Here is a 13747-nt window from a genome sequence, read left to right on the forward strand (position 1 = left end):
GGAAAGGGTGCGGGCATTCGCCCGCACCGTTGTTATGCAGGCATCGCCTCGCGTGGAATGATGGCGCCACGATACTGAATCACCGTGCTTGCCGTCAGGTGTCCGCGCCGGGCAGCCGCTTCCGGCGTACCGCCCGTCAGACGTACCGCCAGATACCCCGCGCTAAATGAATCTCCCGCGGCGGTGGTGTCGATCACTTTCTCTTTATCTAATTTCACTGCCGGCACCTCAACCACGGCGTCACCCGCCACGGAGACCAGGCACGCGTCCGCGCCACGTTTAATCACCACTTCGTTCACGCCTGCGGCATGCGTGCGGGCAATCACCTCGTCGACAGGTTTTTCGCCCCACAGGGCATCTTCGTCATCCAGTGTCAGGAAGGCGATATCGGTGCATGCCAGCATCTGCTGGTAGACCTGCTGCGTCTCTTCGCGGCTGGCCCACAGGCGAGGGCGATAGTTGTTATCGAAAATCACTTTTCCGCCGTTGGCACGGCATTCGTGCAGCAGGGAAAACAGCTTTTCCCTGCTGGTGGGGCTGAGGATGGCCAGGCTGATGCCGCTCAGGTAGAGATAATCAAAGGTGGCCAGATCTTCGCAGATGGCGGCTGCGGCATCGCTCTCCAGCCAGAATTTCGCCGCCGCTTCGTTGCGCCAGTAATAGAACGTGCGCTCGCCGGTGCTGTCGGTTTCGATGTAGTACAGCCCCGGCAGGCGGTTTTCCATGCGCTGGATGAGCGCAGTATCAACATTTTCACTCTGCCAGGCGTCCAGCATTTGCTGGCTGAAGCTGTCCGTGCCCAGGGCGGTAACGTAGTTAACGCTGAGCGCGTCTGCAGCAGCCTGACGGGCAATATAGACGGCAGTGTTTAAGGTATCGCCACCAAAACCGCGGCTAACATCCGCTCCTTTTTGTGACAGCTCAATCATGCATTCGCCAATCACGGCAATTTTTTTGGACATAGTCGTGAACCTGAACAGAGTATTTACCAGCAGTGTGCGCTGAGTGGATTATGTGGTCAACTATATTAAAACGTCGTTCCATTAATTTTTATGAGCCAGCGCGTGTTCCTTGGAATTTCTGTCATCTTAATTTCATCTTCCCGGTGCGCTGAACATAAAGTTCTCAATGGCCGCGCCGATAACTCAGTGACGAGTCCAGAAAAGCCATCCCATACAACAGGACATCTGAAATGAAGTCAGAGCAGGTTATCCAGCGGCTGAGCACTACGCCTGAGGCAAGTATCGAGAACTTGCAGGAGCATCGCTACTGGCTGCAATGTGAGCGAACATACACCTATCAGCCCATCTACCGCACCGATGGACGCCTGATGGCGATTGAGATTTTGACGGTGGTCACGCACCCCTCAAATCCGTCGCAACGTATCGCGCCGGACCGCTATTTTGCGGAGGTGGCCGTGCGCCAGCGCATCGACGTGCTGGAAGAGCAGCTGGAAATGCTGGCAACGAAGCAGGCTTTCTTCGAGCGCCACGGCATCCTGGCATCGGTGAACGTGGATGGCCCCACCCTGATGGCGCTGCGCCAGAATAAGACGCTGCAGGAGCTGATTGCCCGCCTGCCGTGGATGCGCTTCGAGCTGGTGGAGCACGTCCGTCTGCCGCAGGACTCCTCGTTTGCCTCAATGTGTGAATTTGGCCCGCTGTGGCTGGATGATTTCGGCACCGGCATGGCAAACTTTTCTGCGCTGAGCGAAGTGCGTTATGACTACATCAAAGTCGCGCGCGACCTCTTTATCATGCTGCGCCAGACGCCGGAAGGGCGAAACCTGTTTACGCTTCTCCTGCAGCTGATGAACCGCTACTGCCAGGGCGTAATTGTCGAAGGTGTTGAGACGCTGGAAGAGTGGCGCGACGTGCAAAATTCCCCGGCTGCCGCAGCGCAAGGCTATTTCCTCTCTCGCCCGGTCCCGATGGATACCCTGGAAAACGTGATTACCCACCTCTGATCCGACCCTTTCCCTTTGTCTGTTCTATAGTTTTAGAGGCAAGGTCATTCAGGAAAGGGGACTAAAATGACAAAAACAACCAGGGTTATCGCCTGGACAGCAGGGATTTTCTTGTTGTTGATCGTGGTCGCAATCATCATTATCGCCACGTTCGACTGGAACCGCCTCAAACCGACCATCAACCAGAAAGTCTCAACCGAGCTGAATCGCCCCTTCGCAATACGCGGCGATCTGGGCGTGGTGTGGGAACGCCAGAAAGAGGAAACCGGCTGGCGAAGCTGGGTTCCCTGGCCGCACGTTCATGCGGATGACATTATCCTGGGTAACCCACCGGATATTCCGGAGGTCACCATGGTTCATTTGCCCCGTGTAGAAGCCACCCTGGCGCCGCTAGCGCTCCTGACCAAAACGGTGTATCTGCCGTGGATCAAGCTTCAGCAGCCTGATGCGCGCCTGATCCGTCTCTCTGAAAAAAACAATAACTGGACGTTCAACCTCGCCAGCAGCGAGGAAAAAGATCCCAATGCTCAACCGTCGGCGTGGTCTTTCCGCCTTGATAATATTCTCTTCGATCGCGGGCGGATCGCCATCGATGATAAGGTCAGCAAAGCGGACGTGGAGATCCTGGTCGATCCGCTGGGCAAACCGCTGCCGTTTAGCGAAGTGACGGGCAGCAAAGCAAAAGGGGACAAGACGAAGGCGGGCGATTACGTCTTTGGCCTGACCGCGAAAGGGCGCTACAACGGCCAGCCGCTGACGGGTAAAGGGAAAATCGGCGGGATGCTGGCGTTGCGCAGTGAAGGCACACCGTTCCCGGTACAGGCAGACTTCCGCTCCGGGAATACGCGCGTGGCGTTCGTCGGAACGGTTAACGACCCCATGAAGATGGGCGGCGTCGACCTACAGCTGAAGTTCGCTGGCGATTCCCTGGGCGAACTGTATGACCTCACCGGCGTGCTGCTGCCGGATACCCCACCGTTTGAAACCGACGGGCACCTGGTGGCGAAAATCGACACCGAGAAATCGTCGGTCTTCGATTACCGCGACTTCAATGGCCGCATCGGTGACAGCGATATTCACGGTTCTCTCACCTACACCACCGGCAAACCGCGCCCGAAACTCGAGGGCGATATGGAATCCCGCCAGCTGCGTCTGGCCGATCTGGGGCCGCTGATTGGCGTCGATTCCGGCAAAGGCACGAAATCTAAAGAGGTGAAGAAAGATCTTCAGCCTGCGGGCAAAGTCCTGCCGTACGACCGCTTCGAAACCGATAAGTGGGATGTGATGGACGCGGACGTGCGCTTCAAGGGCAAAAAAATCGAGCACGGCAGCACCCTGCCGATAAGCAATCTCTCCACCCACATCATCCTCAAAAATGCCGATCTGCGCCTGCAGCCGCTGAAGTTCGGCCTGGCGGGCGGGACCATCTCATCGAACATCCATCTTGAAGGCGATAAAAAGCCGATGCAGGGGCGGGCGGATATTCAGGCGCGCCGGCTGAAGCTGAAAGAGCTGATGCCAAACGTCGAGTTGATGCAGAAAACCCTGGGTGAGATGAACGGTGACGCCGATATCCGCGGCGTGGGGAACTCCGTTGCCGCGCTGCTGGGCAGCAGTAACGGTAACCTGAAACTGCTGATGAACGACGGGCTGGTCAGCCGCAACCTGATGGAGATCCTCGGGCTGAACGTCGGTAACTTCATCATCGGGCAAATTTTTGGCGACGATGAGGTGCGTGTGAACTGCGCGGCGGCGAATCTGGACCTGGTGAACGGCGTGGCGCGTCCGCAGATCTTTGCCTTCGACACCGAGAATGCGGTGATTAACGTGACCGGTACGGCCAGCATGGCCTCTGAGCAGCTGGATTTGACCATCAATCCAGAGAGTAAAGGGTTCCGTATCATCACCCTGCGTTCACCGCTGTACGTGCGCGGCACCTTTAAAAACCCGCAGGCGGGGGTGAAAGCCGGGCCGCTGATTGCTCGCGGTGCGGTTGCCGCAGCGCTCGCCACGCTGGTGACGCCTGCCGCGGCGCTGCTGGCGTTGATCTCGCCGTCAGAAGGGGATGCAAACCAGTGTCGGGCGATACTGTCGCAGATGAAGAAGTAACAACCCCCTCTCCCACAGGGAGAGGGAGCAAACACTAAAAAAGGCAACTTGCGTTGCCTTTTTACGTTTATAACGACTGATGCTTCGTCTCATGCGTCAGCAGCAGCGCTATCAGCGTCAGCGCCGCCATGGCCGCCAGATAGACCCCGACATAGAACAGACCATAATTCGCCTGCAGCCAGGTCGCGATATACGGCGCAACGGATGCCCCCAGAATCGACGAGACGTTATAGGAGAACGAGGCACCGGTGTAACGCACTTCGGTCGGGAACAGCTCTGGCAGCAGCGCGCCCATTGGGCCAAAGGTCAGCCCCATCAGGCTCAGGCCAATCAGCAGATAGGCCATCACCAGCGCAGGGCTGCCTGAACTCAGCAGCGGCGGGAAGACAAACAGGGCAAACAGAATAATCAGCGAGGTGATCACAATCATGCTCGCGCGACGGCCAAACTTGTCGGCCAGCAGGCCCGCAACCGGCACCATCACGCCAAAACCAATGACCGCCATCATCAGCATCCACAGCACTTCATTACGCGGCAGCCCCAGGCCAACTGGCGCAGCGGCGGTGCTGTAGGTCATGGAGTAAACGGTCATGATGTAGAACAGCGTATAGGTCGCCAGCATGATAAAAGTGCCGAGTACGGTCACGCGGACGTGTTTGGTCAGCAGCGTACCCAGCGGTACTTTCACCTGTTTTTTAGCCGCGGCCACTTTGGCGAAGACCGGCGTCTCGTGCAGGGAGACCCGCACGTACAGGCCAATCAGCACCAGCACCGCCGAGAAGATAAACGGAATACGCCAGCCCCAGCTCATGAACTGTTCGTCCGTCAGCAGCCACGAGAGCAGCAGGAAGGTGCCGTTGGCAAAGAAGAAACCAATCGGCGCGCCCAGCTGCGGGAAGGAGCCATACAGCGCGCGCTTGTGCGCCGGGGCGTTCTCGGTCGCCAGCAGCGCCGCGCCACCCCATTCACCCCCGAGGCCCAACCCCTGACCAAAACGCGCCAGTGCCAGCAGGACCGGTGCCAGAATGCCGATGGTTTCATAAGTCGGCAGCAGGCCAATCGCCACGGTGGAGATGCCCATCGTCAGCAGCGAAGCCACCAGCGTGACCTTGCGACCCACGCGGTCGCCAAAGTGTCCAAACAGCGCCGAGCCAATCGGACGCGCCACGAAGGCGATGGCGAAGGTTGCCAGAGACTGGAGCGTGGCTGCCGTCGGGTCGCCCTGCGGGAAGAAGATATGCGGGAAGACAATAACCGCCGCGGTGGCGTAAATGTAAAAGTCGAAGAACTCAATGGCGGTGCCAATCAGCGAGGCGACGACGACTTTATTGCGCGAGTTTAACGGAACCTGTTCCGCTTCGGAGTCGAGTGTGGTGGCTGTTGCTTGCATAATATTTTCTTATTTTTGGACGAACGAACGGCCATATTAGGCATAGCAAAAGCGACATTTCAATCTGTAACAAACTCGCGTGCTGGCGATAAAATCAACAAAAAGCGGATAATATTCAGACCAGCAAAATCCCTTCCATGAAATGCTTCACAGTTTTTAAATATCAGCGGATAAAACTGGTTTTTGGTTAAATAAAAGTTACGGACTGGATTTATATGCTGAAATGATGAATCGGGCTGACATTTCAGCCCGATACGCTGTTTAGCGGTGCGTTTTGCCCGGCATGCGTGGGTCATCTTTGTACTCTGCGGTGGCAATCCATGCGGCGCAGAACAGCGTCAGACGGGCAAAGAAGTAGAAGAACGCCATCAGCCCCAGCACCGAACCAAACGCCGCGCCGGACGGCGATTTGACCAGCGAAGGCAGGGTGTAGGTCATCACGATTTTGATCACCTCAAAACCTACTGCCGCAATGAATGTCCCGCGGATCAGCGCCTTCTTGCGCGGGCGGTGGCGCGGCAATCGCCAGAAGATCCAGAAGAACAGCAGGTAGTTAGCAAAGATGGAGATCGCAAGCCCGATGCCGCGCCAGGCGGGCTTCAGCCAGTCGATGTAATCCAGGTAGAGTGCGGAGATAATCATCTGCTGCGCCGACCCTGCGACGGAGGTGATGGAAAGGGTCACCACCAGCGCCACCAGCAGGCCTATCAGCGAGATAAAATCGCGGAAATATTTTACCCAGATTTTCTCCTGATCCTGCGGCGTGCGCTCCCACACATCGCGCGACTGCGCGCGGATGGCTTCGCGCAGGTTGCCCATCCAGTTCACGCCCGAGTAGAGCGCAATCAGCAGGCCGACGATCCCGACGGTGGTACGCTGCTGCACGGCGGTATTGATGGTGCTTTTGAGCGTGGTGGCGAGCGTCTGGTCGCTGACGTTGGTCAAAATTTTATTGAAGATGTCCTGCAAAAGCGTCGGATGCGATGCCAGCACAAAACCGGCGGCGGCAAAAGAGACCATCAGGATCGGGATCATCGACAGGAAGGAGAAGTAGGTTATAGCCGCGCCAAACTGGTTCCCCATACGGTCGTTGAAGCGTTCGGCGGCGCGGATGAGATGCGCAATCATCGGACGGCGCTGAATTTTTTCCGCTGTGCTGGTCACCGCCGCGAGCGCCGAGTTGGGTTTGTCCGGCGTTTTCTCCTCCTCCGGTTGGGTGTCCATCTTTTTGATGGGATCGTAATCTAATTCTTGAGTGGGTCGTTGCGGGTTATTTTCCGGCGTCACGCGCATTTTCCTTTTTCGTTTGGCTGGATGTTATTGAATTATAGCTTGCGGCTAGTCCACGTAAGCTTTTGTGAGTTCAGTGAGCCATTCCATGAACAGATGCACCCGGCGGGAGAGGTTGCGGCGATGGGGATAAATCAGTGAAACGGGCATTGGCTCAGCGCGATACTGGGGAAGGATCTCCGTGAGCTTCCTGGCACGCAGCGCATCACGCACCCCGACGCGAGGCACCTGAATAATACCCAGCCCGGCAATGCAGGCGGCCTGGTACGTCTCCGTGCTGTTAACCGTCAGTACTCCGCCCGTTTTAACCCACTGCGTGGTGCTGCCGTTGTAGAACTCAAACCCCTGCGGCCGCGTGCCTAGCGTCGCAGAGTAGTGGATGACCGCATGCGAGGCCAGGTCGTCCAGCGTCTCAGGATAGCCGAAACGCGTCAGATAGTCCGGGCTGGCGCAGTTAATCACCGACAGTTTGCCGAGCGGGCGGGCGATAAGCCCGGAGTCCTTTAGCGCACCCACGCGAACCACGCAGTCGAATCCTTCCCGAATCACATCCACCAGGCGGTCGCTGCTGCTCAGCTCCAGTTCAATACCGGGATACTGCTGCAAAAAAGCCGGCAGTTTCGGGATGACTAAATTTCGAGCAACGCCGACCGGCATATCCACGCGCAGGCGCCCGCTGATGCTTGAGGGGTCGTGTTGGAACATGCCGTCCAGTTCGTCGAGATTGGTGAGCAGATCTTTTGCCCGCTCGTAATAGACCATGCCGTCCTGCGTCAGGCTCACGCGCCGCGTGGTGCGGTGCAACAGCTGCGTGCCCAGCTGGTTTTCCAGCGCCTGAATTTGCCGGGAAACGCTCCCCTTCGGCAGGCTCAGCGTCTCTGCCGCATGGGAAAAACTCTCCAGTTCAGCGACGCGGAGGAAAAGCTGCATTGCGTGAATTTTATCCATAGGCGCGGCTCATTGTTATTCAAACTGAAACAGTGAAGCGTTTTTTGCTCTCTTTATTGATTTTCTATCACCTAATAAGCTCTTACTCAATCTCTATAACAACCGAAACGAGGTTTCTTATGAACGAACGTATTGCATTAGTGACCGGCGGGAGCCGTGGACTGGGTAAAAACGCGGTGTTAAAGCTGGCCGCCGAGGGCGTGGGCATTATCCTGACGTGGAACAGCAGCCAGCAGGAAGCGCTGGACGTCGTGCATGAAATTGAAGCCAACGGCGGTAAAGCGGCAGCATTGCAACTTAACGTCGGCGATATTGCCAGTTTTGAGGGCTTCGCTCAACGCATGCAGGAGATCCTCCAGACCGTATGGCAGCGCGACAGGTTTGATTATTTAGTAAACAACGCGGGGACGGGCCTGTACGCTCCCTATACCGAGACGACGGAAGCGCAGTTTGATGAGGCGCTGAACATCCATTTTAAAGGCCCGTTCTTCCTCACCCAACGCCTGCTGCCAATGATGAACGACGGCGGGCGGATCCTGAACGTGTCGAGCGGGCTGGCCCGTTTCACCCAGCCCGGTTCCGGCACCTATGCGGCCATGAAGGGGGCGATGGAGGTATTAACCCGCTATCAGGCGAAAGAGTTGGGCGCGCGCGGTATCGCCGTCAATATCATCGCCCCCGGCGCGATTGAAACCGATTTTGGCGGCGGACGCGTGCGCGACAACGCCGGGCTTAATCAGCAGTTGGCCGCGCAAACGGCGCTGGGGCGCGTGGGCCTGCCGGACGACATTGGCAATGCCATCGTGGCGCTGCTCAGCGACAGGCTGGGCTGGATGAACGCGCAACGGATCGAAGTGTCGGGCGGGATGTTCCTGTAAGCGAAAATCCAACGGACTTAAGAAAATCCTTAAGACAGATGTGTCGAATTCGCGGCAGATTTTACGAACGGCCGGTGATTTGTAACCTGGCCGTTCATTGAGTTTTATCTTAAATTCCTCCCCGCTAGAATCCCCCCTCGCGTTTCTCAGAGGGAGGAAAACAATGCGAGTAATCATGTTTGACAGGCAGTCAATATTTATTCATGGAGCGATGAACAGTCTGCAGCAGTTAATTCCGGAATTAAATATCACAGGTACCCGTCAGGCTGATGAATTTTGGACACTTTTGTCTGCATCACCTTCCGCGATTGTCATGATTGATGGCAACATCATTCAGGATGACGGCATGGCCCTGCTTGAGGAGATCGTGTACCGCTTTCCGGGGGCGCGGGTCGTTATGGTGTTATCCAGGAAAGATCCGCGATGGGTCGAGCAGTTGATGAAGCGCAACGTCATGGCGATCGTTCCCCGCAACGCCCGCCCGGAAATCTTCAGCGCCGCGCTGGGTTCGGTCTGTGCCGGGATGGCATGCATGCCGGGAGAGTGGCTTCAGCCACAGCCGCAGCAGGAGCTGTCTGCTCTGAGCGACCGCCAGCACGACGTGCTCAAGCTGCTGGCCGCCGGGGAGTCGAATAAAGAAATTGGACGCTCGCTGAACATTAGCGCCGCGACGGTAAAAGCCCATCTGGAGACGGTTTTTCGTCGGCTGGACGTCAAAAACCGTACCCAGGCAGCGATGATCTACACCCGCATGACGGCCTGATGCAGCGCCGTTTCTGAAAGGGGGGTATCACCCAGGCTAAATATCCATGCCACCAGCGTATCGTGCTGCCGCTGGGTCAAAGGCCGGGTGATATTTTCCCTTAGCAGCGCCTCGCATATGCGAAGGTCGTTCTCCAGCAGCATGTCTGCATCGTCGGGCGTGATGATGATGTCAAAACGTTCCCACGCGCGAATAACGTGACCATATCCAATGACCCACACACCCTGTGCATCCCGATACTTCTCAAGGGAAAGTCCCTGCTGTTTTTTAATTAACTCTACGGCAGCAAGCGATATTTGAAGCGAGTAACCATTCATATACGTTTCCTCTTTCTGACGCTACTGTAGAGGAAACGATGTACAGGACATATCCGCCAAATGGCTGTGGATCACCGATGGCTGGCGAGAACGTCCTTTTTCAGCAGACCGAACAGCCAGTCGTTATGCCAGCGTCCGGCCAGCTGATAGCTCTCGCGCAGCTCACCTTCCAGCCGGAAACCCGCCTTTTCAAGCAGCCCCCGCGAGGCCAGGTTGCCCGCCGTCACGGTCGCCGTCAGCCGACGAATTTTCCCCTCATCGAAGGCGAAATCCCGCAGCGCCACCAGCGACTCATATCCGTAGCCTTTCCCCTGCGCTAACGGGGCGAACAGAAAGCCCACTTCGGCACAATCATCTTCACGATGAATGTATCCCGTCACCCCCAGCGGCGTCTGGGTGGCGGTATCACGCACCACCAGACAGAGCCAGTGCGGGCTGCCGGGTTCCCACGGGGTGAGTCGGGAATCAAATGCGACGCGGATCTCCGCCTCCGGGCGCGCTTCTGCGATAAAACGCATCACGTCCGGGTGCTGCTGCAGGGCCAGAAAAAAGGGCCAGTCCTGTTCCTGCAGCGGCGAGCAGGTGAGGCGTGATGTGGTAAAACCAACCATGGGGCTTCTCCGGAGACATTTATCAGGATTATAGAGTTGTCACTTTATTTCAACAAAAAGTCAGGTATGTTTATAACGTCGTATAAATAAAAAGAAAAACGACCTGCGCATGGTCCACTTTGGTGTATTCGTTGCCTCTCAAGGAAAATAATGACACTCAGCACATCACATCATATTCGTGAGCAGTTTGAACACTGCCTGGCGGTTATTCGTCAGGCGTCGGTGGAAATATTACTTCTCCTGAATGTGCATGTCTCTGAAGGTAAAGATCCGCGCTGGTTCCTTGAGCTGCTGGACAGCGCCCGCCTGGCCCAGGGGGGATGGACGGGCGTGGCGAAGCAGCTCAACCTGAACGACGCTGAAATGTCGGAATTTACGCTCCAGCTGCGCCTTCTGCAGCAGCGCGTTCCGCAGTACGAAAGCGGTCAGGACGTCAGCGAAAATCAGCTGATTGCCGCGATGCGCTTCGTCACCACGCTGGAGCACCTGCGCCTGCAACAGCCGCTGCTGACCTACAGTACCGACCTGATGCCCGGTAGCGAGCTGCAACAGCAGCAGGCGCACAAGCAGGTTCGGGCGATTGAGCTGATGATTAAAGGGCTGATCCAGCAGGCGTGGCCCGATCCGACCCGGCTGAACAATCATCTTAAAACCCTGTTCAACGCCGACCGCGTGCGCCGCTGGCTGAAAATGGGGGAAATTAACGACGTCCTGAGCGGCATGATGTTCAGCGAACTGGCGCAAATGCTGGTGGATAAACGCGAATTTAGCCGCTATTACGCGTCATTGTTTAACGACCCGATGATGCTGACCTTGCTGGTCGAGCCGCGTAAAACCCTGCAAACCTTCCTCGAAGATATTCGGCAAATCCGCAATAACATTACGGTACAGCAGGCGCTGAGCCCGGCGCAAATTCAGCTGCTGGATAACTACTATTCCCAGATTACCCGCCCCGTACAGCGCGCGTTTGAAGAGGGGAGAACCCGTATCAACCCGGCAGGGCTGATGGCGGTGGATGCCGCCGGGCTGCATGCCTTCTGGGAAAATGCGCAGAAGATGGACCGTATCACCGGCGGCGATCTCTTTGAAGTGCGCGATACCATTGAAAAACCGACCCAGCGCGCGCCGCGTTCGCCTGAACAGCGCGAGCAGCTTATCTCGGGCGCGCTGTGGGGCGCCGTGGGGGTGATGGTGATAGCCATTGTCGTCGGAGGATTTTGGCTGGTCACCAGCAGCAAACCTCAGCAGGCCACGGCACGCGCCGCTGAGCCGTCCCCGCCGCAGGAAATGCGCGAAACCCCGTCCTCGCGCGAGACGCTGACGCGGATGGGCGTCACCTGGGACGAGAGTAACTTCCGTTCCGCCATCAACCGTAACGATACCCGCGTTGCGCTGCTGTTCCTGCAGGGCGGGATGGACTGGAAGGTGTCGTGGACAGAGCAGGCGCTGTCAGCGGATTATGATGACGTGCTGGAGCTGTTGCTGCGCTATCACCCGCAGATGGTCGAGCAGAAGCCGTGCCGCCGCTTTATCAACACGCTTAGCCACGCTATGTCGAACGGTGAACCACTGACATCAATGCGTAAGCAATTTTTAAAAGCGTTCTGCACCGTCCCGGCGGTGGTGAAGCGCCAGCAGCACGACGCGGACATGGCGAAGCGCCGGGCGCTGGCACAACCGGATGCGACAACGAAAAAATGGCAGTCTATTCAGACCGCCATTTATGATGTGATTCGCTAGTTTTCTCCCTCTCCCAGTGGGAGAGGGCCGGGGTGAGGGCATCAGACCGCACCCCACTCACGGCTCTCCGTACAACCCAATCAATCGGCGCACCACGCCGTTGGTCCAGCCGAATCCGTCCTGCAGAGGATATTCCCCCCCGCCACCTTCGCGCGGGGTGCTGCTGGCGATGTGGTACTTCTCAATCATCTTGTGATGCGTTTTGTAGAAGACGTTGACCGTCTGCAGCCAGCTCCACGCAATCTCATCGCCCAGCGAATCATTGCCGTACTGTTTGAAGCCCTGGATCGCCATCCACTGCAGCGGTGCCCAGCCATTCGGCTTATCCCACTGCTCGCCGGTCTCATACTCGGTTGCCATAATGCCGCCCGGAGTCAGCAGGCGCGCTTTCACCGTGTCCGACAGCCGCTCGGCCTGCTCGTGCGTGGCCATCCCGACGTAAAGCGGCACAATGCTTGCCGCAGAGAACAGCGCCATCTCCTCGCGTCGCCAGTCGTAATCGCGATAACAGCCGTTTTCTTCATCCCACAGATAGCGGTTCACCGCGGCACGGCGGTCGCTGGCCTTCTGGCGGAACTGTTCGGCGGTCTCTTTATCCCCTTTCGATGCCGAAATATTGGCGATCGCGCTTTCCAGTTTGAACAGGAAAGCGTTCAAATCGATCGGGATAAACTGGGTGGTCCGGATGCTGGCAAGCCGACCCGGATCCCGCAGCCAGCGGGAGGAGTAGTCCCAGCCGGAGGCCGCGCCCGCGCGCAGGTCACGATAGACTTCATTCGGCGGACGGCCAGAATGACGGGCCGTTTCCACATCCTCAATCCAGGATTCGTCACGCGGCGTGTCACGGTCGTCCCAGTAGCGGTTCAGCAACGAGCCGTCCGGCATACGCACCGCGCTGCGATAGGCCTGGTTGAGCAGCAGCGACTCCGCGCCGTCCATCCAGAAGGCATATTCCATTTTCAGGTGATCAAGATAACGCTTTGCACCGCGCACGCCATCCTCTTCGAACAGCTCCACCATCAGCGCAAACACCGGTGGCTGAGAGCGGCTGAGGTAGTAGGTACGGTTGCCGTTGGGAATATGCCCGTAACGTTCAATCAGCCAGGCGAAGTTATCCGCCATGCATTTCAGCAGGTCGTTACGGCCACTCTCCGCCAGACCCAGCATGGAGAAATAGGAGTCCCAGTAGTAGGTCTCGCTGAAGCGTCCGCCGGGCACGATATAGGCCTGGGGCAGCGCCAGCAGCGATGACCAGGGAATGTGATCCTGCGGCTCGCGCGTCAGCACCGGCCACAGGTTATCAATGTGCTCTTTCAGGGACAGGCCGGGGTCCGAAATATACTCTTTGCTGTAGTCCTCCGGCATCCAGAAATGATTTTCCACGAACCGCGCCAGGTCAAAATCACGATGGCGACGCACCTTACGGTAGCGGATCAGAATATCCAGCGGATCCATTTTGGGCGCGCAGTCAGGGAAGGTTTTGCTGTCCGCAAACAGTCGCGACGACTGGACGTGTTCAAACAGTTCAAGGTAGCGGTCTGCGGGCGTCAGGGCATCGGACGCCGGCAGCCCTTCAATCATTTCCGGTTCCGGCTCTGCCTCGATCATCTCATCCAGTTTTAACTCACAGGGATCGGTTTCGTAGCGCAGCTCTTCTGCAATGTCGAACTCGATATCCTCAACAATCTGTAGTTTCTGGTTGAACATGGTGTTCAGGACCTCCGGTTTTTGTCGT

The 13747-nt window shown here is 57.2% G+C and carries 12 protein-coding genes; 5 read left to right on the top strand and 7 right to left on the bottom strand.

Features of this window, described 5'->3' with window-relative positions:
* Nucleotides 1-32 precede the first annotated feature (32 nt).
* On the bottom strand, nucleotides 33-962 hold the full coding sequence (locus I6L58_RS13945; RefSeq protein WP_088209267.1) for a 2-dehydro-3-deoxygluconokinase: 930 nt from the start codon (nucleotides 960-962) through the stop codon (nucleotides 33-35).
* 230 nt (nucleotides 963-1192) lie between these two features.
* Here I6L58_RS13945 and pdeH point away from each other — a divergent pair, with 230 nt between their 5' ends.
* Nucleotides 1193-1966, top strand: a complete 774-nt coding sequence (gene pdeH / locus I6L58_RS13950) for a cyclic-guanylate-specific phosphodiesterase (protein WP_006178019.1) — start codon at nucleotides 1193-1195, stop codon at nucleotides 1964-1966.
* Between the two features lie 66 nt (nucleotides 1967-2032).
* Complete coding sequence (locus I6L58_RS13955; protein ID WP_088209266.1) at nucleotides 2033-4075, top strand: AsmA family protein; 2043 nt, start codon at nucleotides 2033-2035, stop codon at nucleotides 4073-4075.
* A gap of 67 nt (nucleotides 4076-4142) precedes the next feature.
* Here the strand turns inward: I6L58_RS13955 and I6L58_RS13960 are convergent, their stop codons facing one another.
* The 3 genes from I6L58_RS13960 to I6L58_RS13970 form a co-directional block, all read right to left on the bottom strand.
* Nucleotides 4143-5465 carry an MFS transporter gene (locus tag I6L58_RS13960; RefSeq protein WP_088209265.1) on the bottom strand — a complete coding sequence of 441 codons (1323 nt, stop codon included), beginning with the start codon at nucleotides 5463-5465 and terminating at the stop codon, nucleotides 4143-4145.
* 261 nt (nucleotides 5466-5726) lie between these two features.
* Nucleotides 5727-6752, bottom strand: a complete 1026-nt coding sequence (gene yhjD / locus I6L58_RS13965) for an inner membrane protein YhjD (RefSeq protein WP_042322260.1) — start codon at nucleotides 6750-6752, stop codon at nucleotides 5727-5729.
* Between the two features lie 51 nt (nucleotides 6753-6803).
* On the bottom strand, nucleotides 6804-7703 hold the full coding sequence (locus I6L58_RS13970; protein ID WP_088209264.1) for a LysR family transcriptional regulator: 900 nt from the start codon (nucleotides 7701-7703) through the stop codon (nucleotides 6804-6806).
* 119 nt (nucleotides 7704-7822) lie between these two features.
* Here I6L58_RS13970 and I6L58_RS13975 point away from each other — a divergent pair, with 119 nt between their 5' ends.
* Entirely contained in the window at nucleotides 7823-8581 is a 759-nt protein-coding gene (locus tag I6L58_RS13975; protein ID WP_088209263.1) for an SDR family NAD(P)-dependent oxidoreductase, read from the top strand.
* A gap of 163 nt (nucleotides 8582-8744) precedes the next feature.
* Nucleotides 8745-9344 carry a response regulator transcription factor gene (locus I6L58_RS13980; protein ID WP_088209262.1) on the top strand — a complete coding sequence of 200 codons (600 nt, stop codon included), beginning with the start codon at nucleotides 8745-8747 and terminating at the stop codon, nucleotides 9342-9344.
* Here I6L58_RS13980 and I6L58_RS13985 read toward each other — a convergent pair.
* A complete protein-coding gene (locus I6L58_RS13985; protein ID WP_058609745.1) occupies nucleotides 9323-9661 on the bottom strand; it encodes a lysozyme in 339 nt (112 codons plus the stop codon). The genes I6L58_RS13980 and I6L58_RS13985 overlap by 22 nt on opposite strands.
* A 71-nt stretch (nucleotides 9662-9732) precedes the next feature.
* The gene (locus I6L58_RS13990) at nucleotides 9733-10272 is read right to left on the bottom strand and encodes a GNAT family N-acetyltransferase (RefSeq protein ID WP_088209261.1); all 540 of its coding nucleotides are present in this window, start codon (nucleotides 10270-10272) and stop codon (nucleotides 9733-9735) included.
* A 150-nt stretch (nucleotides 10273-10422) separates the two neighbouring features.
* Here I6L58_RS13990 and I6L58_RS13995 point away from each other — a divergent pair, with 150 nt between their 5' ends.
* Nucleotides 10423-12012: an STY4199 family HEPN domain-containing protein gene (locus I6L58_RS13995; RefSeq protein WP_088209260.1), complete on the top strand. Its 1590-nt coding sequence runs from the start codon at nucleotides 10423-10425 to the stop codon at nucleotides 12010-12012.
* 57 nt (nucleotides 12013-12069) lie between these two features.
* Here the strand turns inward: I6L58_RS13995 and I6L58_RS14000 are convergent, their stop codons facing one another.
* The gene (locus tag I6L58_RS14000) at nucleotides 12070-13719 is read right to left on the bottom strand and encodes an alpha,alpha-trehalase (RefSeq protein ID WP_042322257.1); all 1650 of its coding nucleotides are present in this window, start codon (nucleotides 13717-13719) and stop codon (nucleotides 12070-12072) included.
* Between the last annotated feature and the right edge of the window lie 28 nt (nucleotides 13720-13747).

The organism is Enterobacter cancerogenus, assembly GCF_019047785.1.
In the GTDB taxonomy this organism is placed as follows: domain Bacteria; phylum Pseudomonadota; class Gammaproteobacteria; order Enterobacterales; family Enterobacteriaceae; genus Enterobacter; species Enterobacter cancerogenus.

Bases quoted from the DNA above. Each gene is read 5' to 3' on its own strand.
- I6L58_RS13945 (WP_088209267.1), bottom strand. From the start codon at position 962: ATGTCCAAAAAAATTGCCGTGATTGGCGAATGCATGATTGAGCTGTCA.
- pdeH (WP_006178019.1), top strand. From the start codon at position 1,193: ATGAAGTCAGAGCAGGTTATCCAGCGGCTGAGCACTACGCCTGAGGCA.
- I6L58_RS13955 (WP_088209266.1), top strand. From the start codon at position 2,033: ATGACAAAAACAACCAGGGTTATCGCCTGGACAGCAGGGATTTTCTTG.
- I6L58_RS13960 (WP_088209265.1), bottom strand. From the start codon at position 5,465: ATGCAAGCAACAGCCACCACACTCGACTCCGAAGCGGAACAGGTTCCG.
- I6L58_RS13970 (WP_088209264.1), bottom strand. From the start codon at position 7,703: ATGGATAAAATTCACGCAATGCAGCTTTTCCTCCGCGTCGCTGAACTG.
- I6L58_RS13975 (WP_088209263.1), top strand. From the start codon at position 7,823: ATGAACGAACGTATTGCATTAGTGACCGGCGGGAGCCGTGGACTGGGT.
- I6L58_RS13980 (WP_088209262.1), top strand. From the start codon at position 8,745: ATGCGAGTAATCATGTTTGACAGGCAGTCAATATTTATTCATGGAGCG.
- I6L58_RS13985 (WP_058609745.1), bottom strand. From the start codon at position 9,661: ATGAATGGTTACTCGCTTCAAATATCGCTTGCTGCCGTAGAGTTAATT.
- I6L58_RS13990 (WP_088209261.1), bottom strand. From the start codon at position 10,272: ATGGTTGGTTTTACCACATCACGCCTCACCTGCTCGCCGCTGCAGGAA.
- I6L58_RS13995 (WP_088209260.1), top strand. From the start codon at position 10,423: ATGACACTCAGCACATCACATCATATTCGTGAGCAGTTTGAACACTGC.
- I6L58_RS14000 (WP_042322257.1), bottom strand. From the start codon at position 13,719: ATGTTCAACCAGAAACTACAGATTGTTGAGGATATCGAGTTCGACATT.